This is a genomic window from Corallococcus sp. CA053C, from assembly GCF_003611675.1.
GTDB lineage: Bacteria > Myxococcota > Myxococcia > Myxococcales > Myxococcaceae > Corallococcus.
In genome coordinates this window covers 1-15595 of sequence record NZ_RAWA01000224.1, presented here as the reverse complement: position 1 = coordinate 15595, position 15595 = coordinate 1, and the positions used below count along the sequence as shown (strand labels likewise).

Here is a 15595-nt window from a genome sequence, read left to right as displayed (position 1 = left end):
GCCTCCGCCCCCGCACCGCGTGCCCCCGAGGTACCGGATCATCATGCATCCGCCCCGTCATCACGACGTCACCTTCGACGCGACCTCCGACGACAAGGGCCACTTCGTCCTCAAGCTGGACAAGCCCCTCCCCGGCACCCTCACCGTGGAAGCGGAGGGGTTCCTGCCGCGCAAGCTCCAGGTCCAGGCCCCCGCGTCCGGGCTGCGGGTGGCCCTGGAGGCCGGCGCGACGGTGCGGGGCACCGTGACGAGCTCCGACGGCGCCCCCGTCCACGACGTGGACGTCACCCTGGTGAAGCAAGACGTGAAGGTGGACCCGGTGACCTCGGAGAACCTGGAGAGCGAAGGGCGCACCGCCTTCGCCGGCTCCACCGAGGAGGACAGCCACTTCACCATCCAGGGCGTGCCGCCGGGCGCCTACGCCGTCTGGCTGCGGGCGAACACGGGCGGCTACGAGCGCCAGGTGCCCGAGCGCGTGGAGGTGCGGGGCTCGGAGACCGTGGAGCTGGCGCTGCACCTGGACCTGGATGGACGCATCGCGGGCGTGGTCGTGGATGCGAAGGGCCAGCCCCTGGCGGGCGTCACCCTCGATGCCCACGCCCTGTCGGGCACCGCCAGCGACTTCCATAGCTATACCCCCGTGTCGGTGAAGACCGGGCCCGACGGCCGCTTCGTGCTGGAGCCCCTGGCCCGGGACACGGACTACGAGTTGGAGCCGCAGAAGCCCGGCTACGCGATGCCCCGTCCCCCCGAGGAGCCCATGCCCGACGAGGACGATGACACCACGACCCCCGGGGAGGTGCGCGAGCGGGTGGAGCGGTGGATGCGCTCCCAGGAGGACCCCAAGGTCGTCGCCCACACGGGGAACCTGGCCGTGCGCATCGTCCTCGCCTCCCAGGGCCGCATCACCGGCCGGCTGGTGAAGGGCAATGGCGCGCCCATCACCCGCTTCAGCGTGAACGACGAGCCCGTGCGCGACCCGCGCGGGGCCTTCACCGTCTTCGTGGAGGAACCCGGCCTGGAGCACCTGACCTTCCAGGTCCCGGGCCACGCCCTCACCCAGCGCGACGTGAAGGTCCCCCCGGGCCGCGACGTGGACCTGGGCGAGGTGCGCATCGACACGGGGCACACCGTGCGGGGCCGCGTGGTGGACGACGCCACCGGCAGGCCGCTGGCGGGGGTGGACCTCTCCCTGCGACTGCCGCGCGACGCGGTGAAGGCGGAGGACGTGGCGGAGCAGGAGAACGAGGACCTCATGGGCTACGACGGCTTCAGCTCCTTCCTGGACGCCACCACCGGCCCGGACGGCACCTTCACGCTGCCCGCCGTGGAAGCCCGGCCCTACCTGCTCAGCGCGCAGCTCCGGGACTCGGATTACGCGGACCTCCAGCGCACGCTGGGCCCCACCGAGGACACGGTGGAGCTGCGCCTCGTGGGGGAGACGCGCCTGGAGGTGTGGGTGACGGACGCGCAGGGCCAACCCTACAACGGCATGGTGTCCGCCCGGTTGACGGGGAGCTTCGAGACCACGAACAACCTCTCCTCCGGGGACGGGCGGACCTTCTTCCGCGACCTGGAGCCCGGCGAATACCTGGTGGGCATCCGCCATGGGAACGAGGAGCACGCGGTGCCCTACAAGACCGTGCGCGTCGAGCCGCACCGGGTGACGCGGCTGGAGCTCCAGTTGCTCCCGAAGGGCGCCACGGTGACGGTGCGCTGGGGCGAGCGCGGGGCCCAGGGTCAGGCGCTCCTCCTCCCGGGCTCGATGCCGCTGCCCCGGTCCGACGAGGAGCGGCAGCAGCTGCAGCGGACGGCCCTGGACACGGACTCCCCGAGCAACGACCGCTGGCTCAACGTGGCGCCCGGGCCGTACACGCTGGTGGTGCTGCACCACCTGGGCGGCGGCAAGTGGGCGTACCACCGGCAGGACGTGACGGTGGGCACGGGTGACACGCAGGAGGTGGTGGTGCCCACGATTCAGTGGTGACACAGGTCCGTCCTGCCTCGCGGTGACGGGGAGGTGTGTTAAACCCCCCGACCCATGACCGCGAGCGACGCGCTGAGCGCAGCAGACCTCGAACGTCTGGCCCGGGCGGAGGCACCGGACCTCGCCGAGGCCGTGCTGGCCTTCCTGGACCAGGAAGAGAAGCCCTCGGACACGCCTCTGCCGCAGGGCGCGCTGGACTTCGACGCGCTGAGGACCCTGCTCGCGCAGGCGCAGCAGCACGGCGAGAAGCGCGCCCGCCGCGAGGGCTCCCACGAGGCGTGGCAGCGCTTCCTCGCGCAGAAGGACGTGCCCCTGCCCGCGCGGTTCGCGCTCGCGGACCTGCTGGTGTCCCTGTACGAGAAGAACAGCGAGCCCGCGCGGGCCGTCCTCCTCACGCTCGCGAGCGAGGCGCCCCTGAAGTTCGGCCTCTGGGCGGGCCTCAAGCGCATCTACAAGCTGGCGGAGGCGCGCCACGACGCGGAGCTGTTCGGCGTGCTGGCGTGGCGCTTCGACACCGAGCGCGGCAGCCACCGCTCGCGCGAGGTGGGCACCGGCACCCTCACCTACCTCCAGCGTCGCGCGTGGCGCTTCCTGCGCCACCTGGGCGCGGCCGTGCCGGAGCTCTACCCGCAGTTCGCGGTGGAGGTGCTGCGCCACTACACGCCGGACACGTCGTGGTCGTCGTGCTGGGTGGCGCACCACGTCTGGGCGCACAACAGCCGCAACTACACCGCGTCGCGCTTCTCCATCCAGCCGCCCGCGGACATGGTGAAGCAGCGCATGTACCCGGACGCGTGGAAGCGCTCGCCGGACGCGCTGATGCGCCTGTTGGACACCTGCGGCTCGGACCCCGCCGCGAAGTTCGCCATCCAGGGCCTGCGCAAGGACTTCCCGGAGGCGCTGCGCAAGGTGACGCCCGCGTGGTTGGATCGGCTGGCGCGCCGGCCGCTGGGCAGCGCGCACGACTTCCTCGTGGAGACGCTCCAGGGCTCGCCGGAGTTCCACCAGGGCAAGCTGCGCGCGGCCGGGCTGCACGACGCGGTGCTCGCGCTGCTGCTCTCCCCCAGCGACAAGGCCCGCGCGTACGCCATCGAGTACGCGCGCGGACACGCGCAGGACCTGCCGGCGGACCGGCTCGCGGAGCTGGTGGAGACGGGCGAGGACGACGTCAAGGCGTTCGCCGCCGCCACCCTGGAGAAGCGCAAGCCGCGCGAGCTGGGGCTGGAGCTGCTGGGCCGGCTGCTCACCCCGAAGCCCACCGCGGGGTTCGCGGCGAAGGCGCTGGAGCAGTCCTTCGACCGGGCGGAGATCACCCAGGACTTCCTGCGCGAGCTCATCCTGGGCACGCAGGAGCAGCTCAAGTGGGCCACGGGCTACGTGTCCTCCAAGTACGCCGCCGGGGAGATGCCCGCGGCGTTCTGGAAGCAGACGCTGCTGGAGGCGAAGCGCGCGTCGCGGCAGCGCGTGGTGGAAGACACGGCGATGAAGGCGCTGGGCACGTACAAGCCGGCGGACATCGGGCCGGAGTGGCTGCTGGACCTCGTGTCCCATCCGCGCCTGGGCCGTCAGGCGGCGCAGTGGCTCACGCGCGCGGACAGCCTGCCGGGCCTGGACGTGGAGCGGGTGAAGGGGCTCGTGTTCAGCGCGAAGCACCGCGAGACGGCGCTGGCGCTCCTGGGCAACCGCAAGCTCTTCACCGCGCGGCAGCTCACGGTGCCCTGGCTCCTGGCGCTGGCGCGGCGCGCGGACCCCACGCTGCACGACTTCGCGCACCGCTACCTGCTGGAGAACGTGGTGCCCGCGGACTTCAGCGACACGGGCGACGCGGCGCAGGGCCTGGAGCGCCTGTTCGACCTGGCGCTGGGCGCGAAGCAGCCGCCGCCGGTGCGCACGTTCGCGCAGACGTACCTGCGCTGCCACCACCCGGGCATCGGGCCGGAGCAGCCGGAGTCCAAGTCCTACGACCTGAAGCCCCGGGCGCCGCGCAAGGCGTACACGGCGGACAGGCTGTGGCCCGCGCTGATGGACGCGCGCGACGACGTGCGCCGCTTCGCGCTGACCATCGCCCGCTCGGAATTGCGCGCGTGGGGCTACCAGACGCGGGTGTACGAGCTGGCGGACTCGGACGCGAAGGAGATCCGCAACCTCGCGTATGACGCCCTGCTCAACGCGGGCGAGCCGGGGGCGGACGCGCGCCACACGCTGCAGCCGGAGGAGCTGGACGCGGGCAAGGTGTTCGCGCTCACGGAGTCCCCCAAGCGCAGCACGCGCGAGGTGGCGGTGGAGCTGATCCGCCGGCACTACGCGCGGCTGGGCGGGGCGGAGCGGCTGTCGGGGCTGATGCAGAGCGCGGACCGGGAAGTGGGCCTGTTCGCGGTGCGGCTGCTCTGGGAGAAGCACCGGCCGCTGCACCTGCCGGAGGGTTGGAAGCCCGCGGGCGGCGGCAAGGACACGCGCGAGGCGGGCGGCACGACGCGCTTCTCCGACGTGGAGTCCCTGCGCGCGTTCCTGCGGCGCATGCTGTTCGGCCTGCCGCCCGGGCGCGCGAAGGAAGCGCGCGAGGGCGACGTGCAGCGCCGGCTGTCCGCGAGCGTGGCCAAGCGCCGCGTGGTGGAGCTGGTGCGGGATTTGGGCCTGGAAGACGAGAGCTTCGCCCGCGTGGTGGCGCCCGTGCTGGGCGAGTTCACCGGGTCGGTGGCGAAGGGCGAGTGGCAGAGCTGCCTGGCCTCGCTGGTGCAATTGCGTGCGGCTCACCCGGGCGTTCAGCTCGGCGGCATCTAGGACAACGACACCATGGCCAACCTCTCCATCGGCAACATCGAGAAGGTCCGTGCGCTCGCGGCCAATGCCCGCCTGCTGCTCGTGGGGGGCGCGCGCGCCGCGGCGGACAGCCGCCTCACCGCGTATGACGCCGCCAACAACAAGGTCCTCTGGACGGCGGCGCTGCCCTCGCACGTGCTGGGGCTCGCGCTGTCCGGCGAGCGCTTCGCCGCGGCGGGCGCGGACGGCACGGTGCGCTTCGGGTCGCTCACCGACGGCGCGGTCCAGTTCCAGCTCCACGGCGCGCACGCGGGCGGGTGCACGGCGCTGGCGGCGAGCCCGGACGGCAAGGTGCTCTACACGGCCGGCATGGACGGCTTCGTGCGCGCGTGGGACTGGGACAGCACGCGCAAGCTGACGGAGTGGAGCGCGTCCTCGCAGCCCCTGCGCGCGGTGGCGGTGGACCCCACGCACACGTACGTCGCCTGCGCGGGCGATGACGGCGTGGTGCGCTCGTTCACGGTGGCCTCCGGCGCGCGCCGGGACATGGCGGGCCACGAGGGCGCGGTGCGCGCGCTGGCCTTCACGCCGCGCGACGGCCGGCTCGTCGCCGCGGGCGACGATGGGAAGCTGCGCATCTGGTACCTCGTCGGCGCGGTGGAGTTCGAGGTCCGCGGCGACAAGGACAGCGGACACGCGGGCCCGGTGCACGGGCTGGTGTTCCCGCCCACGCCCCCGGCGGAGCCCGGCCACGAGCCGGAGGAGCGCATCGCGTCGGTGGGCGGCGACGGCAAGCTCAAGGTCTGGCGGTTGGACGAGCGCCGCAAGCCGCGCACGTTCGAGCTGGGCACGAAGGGCGTGCACGCGGTGGCCTACGCGCCGCCGGTGAACCCCCGTCAGGCGAAGCAGCTGCTGGGCTACGTGTTCGTGGGTGGCGACGCGCGCACCGTCACCCGCATCACGCTGGGCACGGACGGCAAGCCCACGGACGAGACGGTGACGTACGCGCACGGCTTCGACGTGCTCACCGAGGCGCTGAAGGCCGCCCTCCCCCGCCGCGAGGCCGCGGTGCGCGAGGCCGTGGCGCTGCAGGAGCCGGAGGCGCTGGAGTTCGTGCTGGGCGTGCTGGCCACGGACAAGGCCCCGGAGGCGCGCAAGCTCGCGGCCACGGAGCTGGGCACGCACGGCCGCACGGCGGCGCGGGCGAAGCTGCGCGAGCGGCTCAACGACGACGACCGCTCGGTGCGGGTCGCGGCGCTGGAGGCCCTCTCGAAGCTGGAGACGGAGTCGCCGCTCGCCGCCCCTCGCGCGGCGCTCGACTCGCGCTTCTCGGACATGCGCATCCAGGGCCTGCGCCTGCTCGCGCAGCTGGGCGGCACGTCGCCGCTGGTGCCGGGGCTCATCTCCGCGAAGCTGGCGGACGCGAAGCCCGACGTGGGCGAGGCCGCGCTGGACGCGCTCGTCACCGTATCGCCCAAGGGCAGCACGGAGCCCCTGAAGACCGCCTTCGAGCGCGGCCCCTCACCCCTCAAGGTGGAGGTGCTGCTGCGCGCGTCGGGGGCGGGGCTGCTGGGTGACCCGCGCCTGCAACCGCTGGTGGCGCGCGCGCTGGACGACGAGGACCGGGACGTGCGCCGCGTGGCCTTCGCGGTGCGCGTGCTGGAGCGGCGCTCGCTGGCGCTGACGCTGGAGGCGCGCGACGAGGAGTTCGCCCGCTCGGTGCGCGACGTGGCCCGGATGCTGGCGGTGCAGGGCAAGCGCGCCGCGGGCATCACCAACGTCCAGACCATCGAGGCGGAGGTGACGGCCTCGCGCGAGCTGCTCTTCGCCAACGCGAAGAAGGGCGCGGCGCTGACGGAGGCCGACCTGGAGCCGCTGCTCGCCGCCATGGCGTGCCGCATGCCGGACACGGCGGTGCGGGGCGCTCGGGGTCTGGCGCAGCTGGGGGACGGACGGGCGCTGGGCGCGCTGTTGCAGCTGTCGCGCGAGGACGAGTCGCCCATCCGCAGGCAGGCCGCCGCCGCGCTCCAGGCGTTGCAGGATCCGCGCGCCCGCGAGCGGCTGGTGTGGATGCTGGACGACGCGGACGCGGACGTGCGCGCCGCGGCGCTGGAGGCCGTGGTGGCGCTGGACGTGGACGCGCCCCTGTCCGCCGCGGAGGCCGCGCTGCGCTCCGGCCACGAGGACGTGCGCGTGCGCGGCCTGGACCGGCTGGTGAAGCTGGGCGCGAAGGCGGAGGGCGCGGAGCCGCTGCTGGGTGACGCGCTGGAGGACGAGTCCGGCAAGGTGCGCGGCGAGGCGTTCCGCACGCTGTGGGCGTGGAACGAGCAGGAGCCGAAGAAGGCGCTCGACCGGGCGCTGGCGGGCCGCTTCCCGGACCTGCGCAACCGCGCGGTGGAGGTGCTCGCGCAGCGTGGCACGGAGGACTGGGCGCAGGAGCGGCTGAAGAAGTCCGTGGAGGACCGCGACGTCAGCGTGGCCACCGCCGCCTACGAGGCGTGGGTGAAGCTCGCGGGCAAGGAGAAGCCGGAGCCGCACCTGGCCGCGCTCGCCTCCACGCACCCGGCGCTGCGCGAGAAGGCCGCGAAGGGCTCCATCCACGCGCCCGCGGAGCCGCTGCGCTCCGCGCTCCTCAAGCGCGTGCAGGACGAGCACCTGGAGGTGGCCGTCGCCGCGCTGGACGCGCTCGACAAGCTCATCCCGAACGAGAACGGGCCGCTGCTCGCGGGCATCGCGGCCACGGCGCTGCCGGTGCGCGTGCGGGCCGCGGAGCTGCTCGCCCCGCGCGGCGCGGAGGACATCATCGAGCCGATGCGCGGGCTCATCACCGACAAGGACCTGGAGCGGATGTACCCGCCCGGCTACCTCGTCCCCCTGCGCATCCGCGCGGCGCGCGCGCTGGCCACGCTGGGCTCGCGGCGCCTGTTGGGCTTCTACGCCACGGTCCTGCTGCCGCACGAGCTGACGGACCTCCAGGAGCAGGGCGCGCGTGGCCTCGCCACCGCCAGCCGCCGGGGCGACGAGGGCGCGCTGCTGGACGCGTTGGGCCACTCGCTGGTCGCGGCGCGCTCGTGGGCGGCGGACGGCCTGTCGCGCCTGGGCGATATCCGCGCGCTGCCGGTGCTCACCGGGAACCTGCGCCATGAGCACCTGCCCATCCGGCTGGGCGCCATCCTCGCCTTCGCGGCCCTGGGCCCGGAGGGCGACGGCGGCCTGCTGCACGGCCTGGAGGACGCCGCGCGCGAGGTGCAGGAGATGGTGTTCGCCATCGTGCTCGCCCGCGACCTGCGCGCCAGCCGCGACGGGGGACCGCCGGACCTGCTGACGAGCGCGCTGTCCAGCGGACGTCCGGAGGTGCGCTACGCCGCGGCCCGCGCGCTGGAGCTGCGCACGGAGCCAGACGCGTACCGCGCGCACCTGGTGGAGGTGCTGTTGCCGCCGCGCCCGGAGAAGGCCGGCGACATGAAGGACTGGCCCTCGGAAGAGGACCGGGCCAAGCGCGTCGTGGGGCTCGCCGAGGCGCTCTCCAGCGGCCAGCCGGAGCAGCGCTACGCTGCGGCCCAGGTGCTGCTGCTGCGCAACAAGCCGCTGGACTACTTCCGCGAGGCGCAGAAGGTCGCGCGGCCCCGCTCGCTGGACGCCCCCTGGAAGCCGGAGACGGCCGAGGGTGCGTCGCACGTGGTGCAGCCATCCACGCTGGAGAAGCAGGGCACGGCGTCCGCCACGGGCAAGAGCTGGCTGCGCCGCCTCTTCTCCGCGGTGAAGCCGGCCGAGGGCGGCACCGACGCCACGACGCCGCAGTCGGCGACGCAGGCGGAGCGGCAGCACCTGCGCCGGCTGGCGTTCGGTGCGTACGTGGGCCTGCTGCGCCAGGTGTCCGCGGGCGACGAGGAAGGCCACCGCGTCCGCCGCGACTCCGTGGACCGGGTGGTGAAGCTCACGCAGGAGGGCTACGCGGGCACGTCCGCCGCCGTGGCCGCCCTGCTGCGCGCGCTGGAGGATCCGCACCAGCTCGTGCGGCGCGCGGCGCTCGCGGGCCTCAAGGAGCTGTACCCCGCCGGCAGCGATGAGCCGCTGGCGCTCGCGCTGGCCTCGCTCGCGCCCGACGTGGCGCGCGCGGCGCTGGAGGAGCTGGCGGAGCGCGGCGACGCGGCCCGCCCGCGGGTGACGGCGGCGCTCAACTCGCCGCTGCCGGAGGTGCGCAAGTCGGCCTTCGAATTGCTGGAGAAGCTGAGCCCTCCGGGCAGCCTGGATCCGCTGCTGGCCGCGCTGGGCAGCGAGCACGCCGACCTGCGCGTGGGCGTGATTGAGCGGCTGGCGGGCGCCAACGACTCGCGCGTCACCGAAGCGCTGGGCCGCGCGATGGGCAGTGAGCACGAGGACCTGCGGCTGCGCGCCGCGGAGCTGCTCGCGTGGCGCGGGGATGACCGGGCGGTGGAGGTGCTGGGCACCTTCCTGCGCTCGGAGGTCCCGGCGGTGGTGCGACGTGGGCAGGAGGCCCTCGCGCGACTGGGGACCCCGGCCGCCGTGGCCGCGCTCGCCGCGCGCCTGTCGGTGGCGACGGAGATCCCGGAGCGCACGAAGCTGGTGGCCGCGCTCGGCCGCACGCGCCGTCCCGAAGCGCTGGACGTGCTCGCGCGCCAGAGCGTGGAGGACGACGCGCCCACGGTGCGCCTCGCCTGCGTGACGTCGGCGATGCAGCTCACCTGGCCGCCGGAGCAGGAGAAGCTGGACGAGGAGGACCGCGACCTGAAGAAGCGCGACGCGGCGCTCGCCGTGCGCTTCCTCAAGGTGGCCGTGCGCAGCAACGACCTGGAGGTCCGCAAGGCCGTCGCCGCGGAGCTGGAGCACGGCAAGAACGAGGGCCAGGACGCGCTGCTCGTCTCGCTCTTCACCGACCGCGACGTCACCGTGCGCGCGGAGGCGGTGGCGCGCTACTCGAAGCGCGTGGTGGAGCAGGGCGCGGCGGTGGAGCCGCTGGAGGAGATTCTGCGCGCCGGAGCCCGTGAGCTGATGCTGCCCGCGGCGGAAGGCGTGGCGCACCAGCGCCGCGTGAGCGCCCTGCGGCCCCTCTTGCTGTACGCGCGCGCCGGTGAGCCCGAGGAGCGCGGCCGGGCCCTGCTCGCGCTGGGAACGCTGGGTGACGCGCGCGCCCTCTCCGAGCTGGAGTTGGTGGCCGGCGGTGGCACCCCGGAGGCGCCCGCGGAACAGGACATGGTGCTGGCCGCCATCGAGGCCCTGGGCCGGCTCGCCAGCCGACTGGCCGAGGGCGAGGAGCGCCGCCGCATCGAGGAGAAGGTGGAGGTCGCCGCGGTCGAGGGCACTTCGCCCGAGCACCAGCAGGCCGGCGTGCGCGGCCTGCGCGCCATCGGTGGGGAGCGCGCCCGGGTGAAGCTGGAGGCGCTGCTCGCGGACACCGACACGGACGACGAGGTGCGCATCACCGTGGCGAAGGAGCTGGGCAAGCTCGGCGACCCGGAGGCGGAGAAGGCCCTGGCCGCCGCGCTGGACGAGGATGACGACGACCTGCGCGAGGCCGCACGCAAGGCGCTGGACGCGCTCTTCCCGAAGGACCGCACGCGGGTGGAGTTCCTCGCCGTGGCCAGCACCCAGGAGGACATCTCCGAGCCCGCCGCCTCCTACCTCGCCAGCGAAGGCGACCCGGCGCAGCTCGTGCCCCGGCTGGCCACGCTGGAGAACGCGGAGCTGCGGCTGCGGCTGCGGCGCGGCCTCGCCCGGCGGGGCGCGCTGCCCGTGCCGGAGGTCGTCGCCCTGCTCGGCCACGACAAGCCGGAGGCCCGCGAGGAGGCCGCGATGCTGGTGGGCACCTGGACGGGCGATGCCCGCGAGCCGGGCGCGGTGGACACCGCCGGCCTGACCCGCGCGCTCGTGGCCGCCGAACGGCGCACCGCCGCCGCCTGGGTCACCACGGCGTACCCGACGCGGGCACTGCTGGCCGCCGCCTGGGAGCGGCTGTTGTGGGCGGGCTCGCGGCTGGGCGCGAAGGAGCTGGCCGCGACGTCCGCGGAGCTGCTGCGCAAGGGTGAAACCAGCGCCCCCGCGACCGTGCGCCAGGAAGCGGCGCGGGTGCTGGGACGCCTGAAGGCGGCCAACGAAGCACCGGCCCTGCGCACCGCGCTGGGAGATCCGGACGCCTCCGTGCGCGCCGTCGCCGCGTCGGTGCTGGCCGCGCTGGTCCCCGCCCAGGCCGCGACCTGGGCCCTGGAAGTGAAGCCCTTCGACCCGGTGGCGATGGGTCCCACGGGCGCGAGCGTCGCTCCGGCCGCACTGACGGCCAGCGAGCCCCGCCGGCTCGCCGTGCCGGCGCTGCTGGCGAAGAAGGACGCAGGGCCGCTCAAGGCCGTGGCAGCGGACGCGAAGCCGGAGGTGCGGCAGGATGCGTGGGCCGCGCTGGGCCGCATGGGCGGTGACGAAGCGGCGGCGCTGCTCAAGGCGGCGGCGTTCGACAAGTCCCAGTCGGTGGAGCTGCGCAAGGCGGCCTACCGCGCCCACAAACGTGCACGCCGGGCCGCCGAGCGCGCCCGCAAGGAAGGTCAACCGTCGTGAGCACCGCCACCGCACGTCATCCCGTCGCGCTCAACTACGCCGCTGAGAGCGACGTGGTCGTCACCCCGGACGCCTCACGCGTGCAGCTGGCCCTGGAGGGCTCGCGCGGCACCGTGGGCGTCAGCGGCCGGGTGAAGGACCCCACCCTCTTCCGCGACGCGCTGGCCGCCGCCTTCGGTGTGCTCTCCAGCGACCTGCGCTACCGGGGCCGCGACCGCACCGCGTACCTCGCGTACCTGATGAAGCAGGGCAAGCGCGCCAGCGCTCAAATCTGGGAAGCGCAGAAGGCCTTCCTCGACAACGCGCTCGACGGCGAGGAGAAGAAGGACGCGGTGCTGGACCCGGTCCTCACCGTGGATCCGGATCAGGTGTCGCTGGAGGTCTTCTCCCGCGACGAGAGCGCCTACGCGCGCCTGGCCTTCGACAACAGCCTCTTCGACAACCGCGAGGCCGCGCACGGCTCCACCTTCCTGGACGTGCCCGCGGACCTGCCCGCCCGACTGGACCGCCTGCGCGCCTACGCCCCGGTGACGCTGGAGGCCCACGTCGCCCCGGCCATCAAGCCCGCCTCCACGGAGCCCCGCGCCGTGCGCAACGTGGAGGTCCCCCACGCGTGGCTGCGCGGCTTCCTCCAGGTGCAGTCCGCCGCGACGCTGCCGGCCACGACCTGCTCCATCGCGCCCATCGACCTGTACAACCTGCTCTTCGCGCTGCGCACCCGCCGCTCGAAGAAGGCGCCCCGCGCGCTGCGCTTCGAGCTGGTCCCTGGCGCCCCGCCCCGGATGGTGCTGGAGCCGTGGGAGCAGGTGCTGGAGTGCCACGGCGGCGCGTACACCGGCAGCGCGCCCGCGGTGGTGCGCACCTTCGGCCGTCAGCGCCTCACCGCGCTCGCGCGCCTGCTGCCCCACGCGAAGAGCGTGCACGTGCAGCTGTTGGGGCCGGGCCTGCCGGTGTTCTGGGTCATCGACCTGGGCGCGGCCACGCTGACGCTGGGGCTCACCGGGTGGACGGAGAGCGGCTGGTCCAGCGCCGCCGCCTTCGACGCGCTGATGCCGCGCGACGTGCCGGAGGGGCTCGCGGAGAAGCTGCGCCTGCGCCTGCGCAAGGACGGCCCCCTCCCCTTCGACGTGTTGTCGAAGGACGCGGGCTCGCCCAAGGACCAGGTGCGCGCCGCGCTCCAGCTGGAGTGCCTGCGGGGCCGCGTCCTCTTCGACGTGGCCCGCGGCACCTACCGCCCGCGCGAGTTGATGCCCACCCCGGTGGACGAGGCCGCGCTGCGCTACGGCAACGAGCGTGAGGCTCGCGCCCACCGCCTGCTGGGCGACGGCGGCCCCGGCGCGGGCGAAGTGAAGCTCACCCAGGTGCACGACCTCGTGGGCGAGGGCACGCGCATCCAGGGCGAGGTGGTGGACCGCGAGGCCGTGCGCAGCTTCTTCCCCAGCTTCACGCTGGACCTGGAGGGCCGCGTGAAGGACGCGGGCTGCGGCTGCCCGCACTTCCGCCGCTCGGGGCTGCGCGAAGGCCCGTGCGAGCACATGCTCGCGCTGCGGCTGGTGTACTCGCGCCGCCGCACGGAGGAAGAAGCGCTGCGGCAGACGCCGGAGGGGCGCAAGCTCATCCGCGCGGAGACGCGCTCGTACGTGCGCCGCGACCCGGCGACGGGGCTGGAGCAGGTGTATCGCGTGTCCCTGGATGGCAAGGTGGTGGCCCTCGCGTGGGGGCCTCGCCTGGGCGACCCGCGTCACCAGAAGCTCTGGTTCGACACGGACACGGAGGCGCGCACGGCGTATTTCAGCCGTCTGGAGAAATTGACCGCGGACGGCTACATCGACGCGGCCTCGACCTTGGTGTAAACCCTCAATCAACGGCCCGGCCGCCGACGGGGTGGCTGGAAGGATGGGTGCGACGGACGAAACACGAATCGCGAGTGGTCGAGAGAGGTCTGGACCGCATCAGCCTTAGCGCCTCGAGCGCGGGAGCGGCGTTGCGCCGCTCTGGTTGGAATGCTGGACACTCTCCGCAAGGTAGCCTGTTCTTGGCTCTCTCCCTCCGGTGCACTGGTGCCCGGGCGGGAAGCTGAACCAACGACGCAGCCGCCGTTTTCCCACCCGGGCACCAGTGCACCGGAGGGGAGAGCCGGTGAGGCTACCGTGCCCCAGGTGAGCTGGTGGTGCCTTCCTGGCCTCCCTCGACCGCTCGATTCCGTCCGTCGCCCCGCCTGAAGCCGCCGCGCCCGTCGAAGGTGCCTCGATGACCGCCAAGCTGGAGTCGTTCGTCCCCGCCGCCCCGCCGCAGGCCGTGCCCGAAGTCCCCCCGGCCGCCGCCTCCGCCAACATCGCCTCGAAGCGCGAGGCCCGCCGCGCCGCGCACGAAGTCCTGCTCGCGCGCTGGAAGGCCATCACCGAAGCCGGTGGCTCCAGCGAATGGGTGCACGCGCAGCTCGTGGCCAAGGGCGCGCTCGCGGACGAGGTGGACTTCTCCTCGCTGAAGGAGAAGGAGAAGACGGCCTGGAAGGAGAAGAAGAAGGCCGAGGCCGTGGAGCGCCGCGCCCTGGAGCGCCAGGCCCACGAGGCGTGGAAGACCACGCACATCGACCACCTGGGCGTGGGCATCCACTGGAGCGAGGCGGAAGGCCCGGACCGCTTCGACCTGGAGCACCGCGAGGAGCGCGCGCGCGCCAACGGCCTGCCCGCGCTGGACACGGCGGAGGCGCTGGCGAAGGCGCTGGACGTGAGCGTGTCCAAGCTGCGCGGCTTCGCGTTCCACCGCGACGTGGACACCGGCTCCAACTACGTGTCCTGGCGCATCCCCAAGCGCGACGGCAGCGAGCGCACCATCACCTCGCCCAAGCCGGAGCTGAAGCAGGCGCAGCGCTGGGTGCTGTCCAACGTCGTGGAGCGGCTGCCGGTGCACGGCGCGGCGCACGGCTTCGTGGCGGGGCGCTCCATCCTCACCAACGCGCTGGCGCACCGGGGCGCGGACATCGTGGTGAAGGTGGACCTGAAGGACTTCTTCCCCACCGTGACGTGGCGGCGCGTGAAGGGCCTGTTGCGCAAGGGCGGCCTGCCGGAGGGCACCTCCACGCTGCTGGCGCTGATGTCCACCGAGGCCCCGCGCGAGCTGCTCTCCTTCCGGGGCAAGACGCTGCACGTGGCCAAGGGCCCGCGAGCGCTGCCCCAGGGCGCGCCCACGTCGCCGGGCATCACCAACGCGCTGTGCCTGAAGATGGACAAGCGGCTGTCGGCGCTCGCGCGCAAGCTGGGCTTCACGTACACGCGCTACGCGGACGACCTGACGTTCTCCTGGACGAAGGCGAAGGCCCCCAAGGCGCGCCGGGCCCAGGGCGCGCCGGTGGCGGTGCTGCTCGCGCGCGTGACGGACATCGTGGAGGCCGAGGGCTTCACGGTGCACCCGAACAAGACGCGGGTGGCGCGCAAGGGCAGCCGTCAGCGGGTGACGGGGCTCGTGGTGAACGAGGCGAAGGAAGGCACCCCCGCCGCGCGAGTCCCCCGCGACGTGGTGCGCCGGCTGCGCGCGGCCATCCACAACCGCCAGCAGGGCAAGCCCGGCCGCGAGGGCGAGTCGCTGGAGCAGCTCAAGGGCATGGCGGCCTTCCTCTTCATGACGGACCCCGTGAAGGGCCGCGCGTACCTGGACCAGCTCGCGAAGCTGGAAGCCGCGACGCCGGCCGCCGGAGCGTAGCGGCGAGGAACGCAGGCCCGCGGATTCGCGCGGGCCGCGATTCCTGACGCCATTCAGCGCGCCGTCGCGCCCGTCTTCGTCCGGCGCGACGGCTTCTTCACCGGGGCCTTCTTCTTCACCACGGGCTTTGCCTCCTCGGCCGCCTTCTCCTCCACGGCAGGCCCGGGCTTCAGCGCGCCGTCCGCGAACGCCCGCAGGCGGCGCGGGTACTCCTCCGGGGCCGTCGCGGCGAAGTCGCCGTGGGACGCGCCGGGGATGCGCCACGTCTGGGCATACGGGCCCACGTGAGCGAACAGCTCGTCCAGCAGCGGCTGTCCGGACTCCTCCGTCCCCGCGATGACGAGCAGCGGCCGGGGCTTGATGTGGTCCACGGCGTCAATCGTCCGCACCTCGTCCAGGTGGATGCCGCGCCGCCAGAAGGGAAGCAGCGCCCCCGTCTGCGTCACGACCCCGAAGCGCCGGAAGTCATACGCCGCCGCCAGCCACAGCGTGTTGAAGGGCGACAGCAGCACCACCGCCGCGACCTGCGCATCCTTCGCCGCCACCTCCGCCACCGCCGCCGACCCGATGGAGAACCCC

The 15595-nt window shown here is 73.9% G+C and carries 6 protein-coding genes; 5 read left to right on the top strand and 1 reads right to left on the bottom strand.

Going from position 1 to position 15595, the window contains the following annotated elements:
- From D7V97_RS26120 to D7V97_RS26100, 5 genes are all read left to right on the top strand, one after another.
- Positions 1–1987: carboxypeptidase-like regulatory domain-containing protein (locus D7V97_RS26120; protein ID WP_233583215.1), on the top strand; the 1987-nt coding region annotated here is incomplete at its 5' end.
- A 54-nt stretch (positions 1988–2041) separates the two neighbouring features.
- On the top strand, positions 2042–4768 hold the full coding sequence (locus D7V97_RS26115; protein WP_120613355.1) for a hypothetical protein: 2727 nt from the start codon (positions 2042–2044) through the stop codon (positions 4766–4768).
- A gap of 12 nt (positions 4769–4780) precedes the next feature.
- Entirely contained in the window at positions 4781–11314 is a 6534-nt protein-coding gene (locus D7V97_RS26110; RefSeq protein ID WP_120613354.1) for a HEAT repeat domain-containing protein, read from the top strand.
- Positions 11311–13167 (top strand): SWIM zinc finger family protein, encoded by a 1857-nt coding sequence (locus D7V97_RS26105; protein WP_120613353.1) that lies wholly within the window; start codon positions 11311–11313, stop codon positions 13165–13167. The genes D7V97_RS26110 and D7V97_RS26105 overlap by 4 nt, the downstream gene beginning before the upstream one ends.
- A gap of 397 nt (positions 13168–13564) precedes the next feature.
- Positions 13565–15016, top strand: coding sequence for a reverse transcriptase family protein (locus tag D7V97_RS26100; protein ID WP_120613352.1), 1452 nt, complete (start codon positions 13565–13567; stop codon positions 15014–15016).
- A 53-nt stretch (positions 15017–15069) separates the two neighbouring features.
- Here the strand turns inward: D7V97_RS26100 and D7V97_RS26095 are convergent.
- Positions 15070–15595: alpha/beta hydrolase (locus tag D7V97_RS26095; RefSeq protein WP_368668962.1), on the bottom strand; the 526-nt coding region annotated here is incomplete at its 5' end.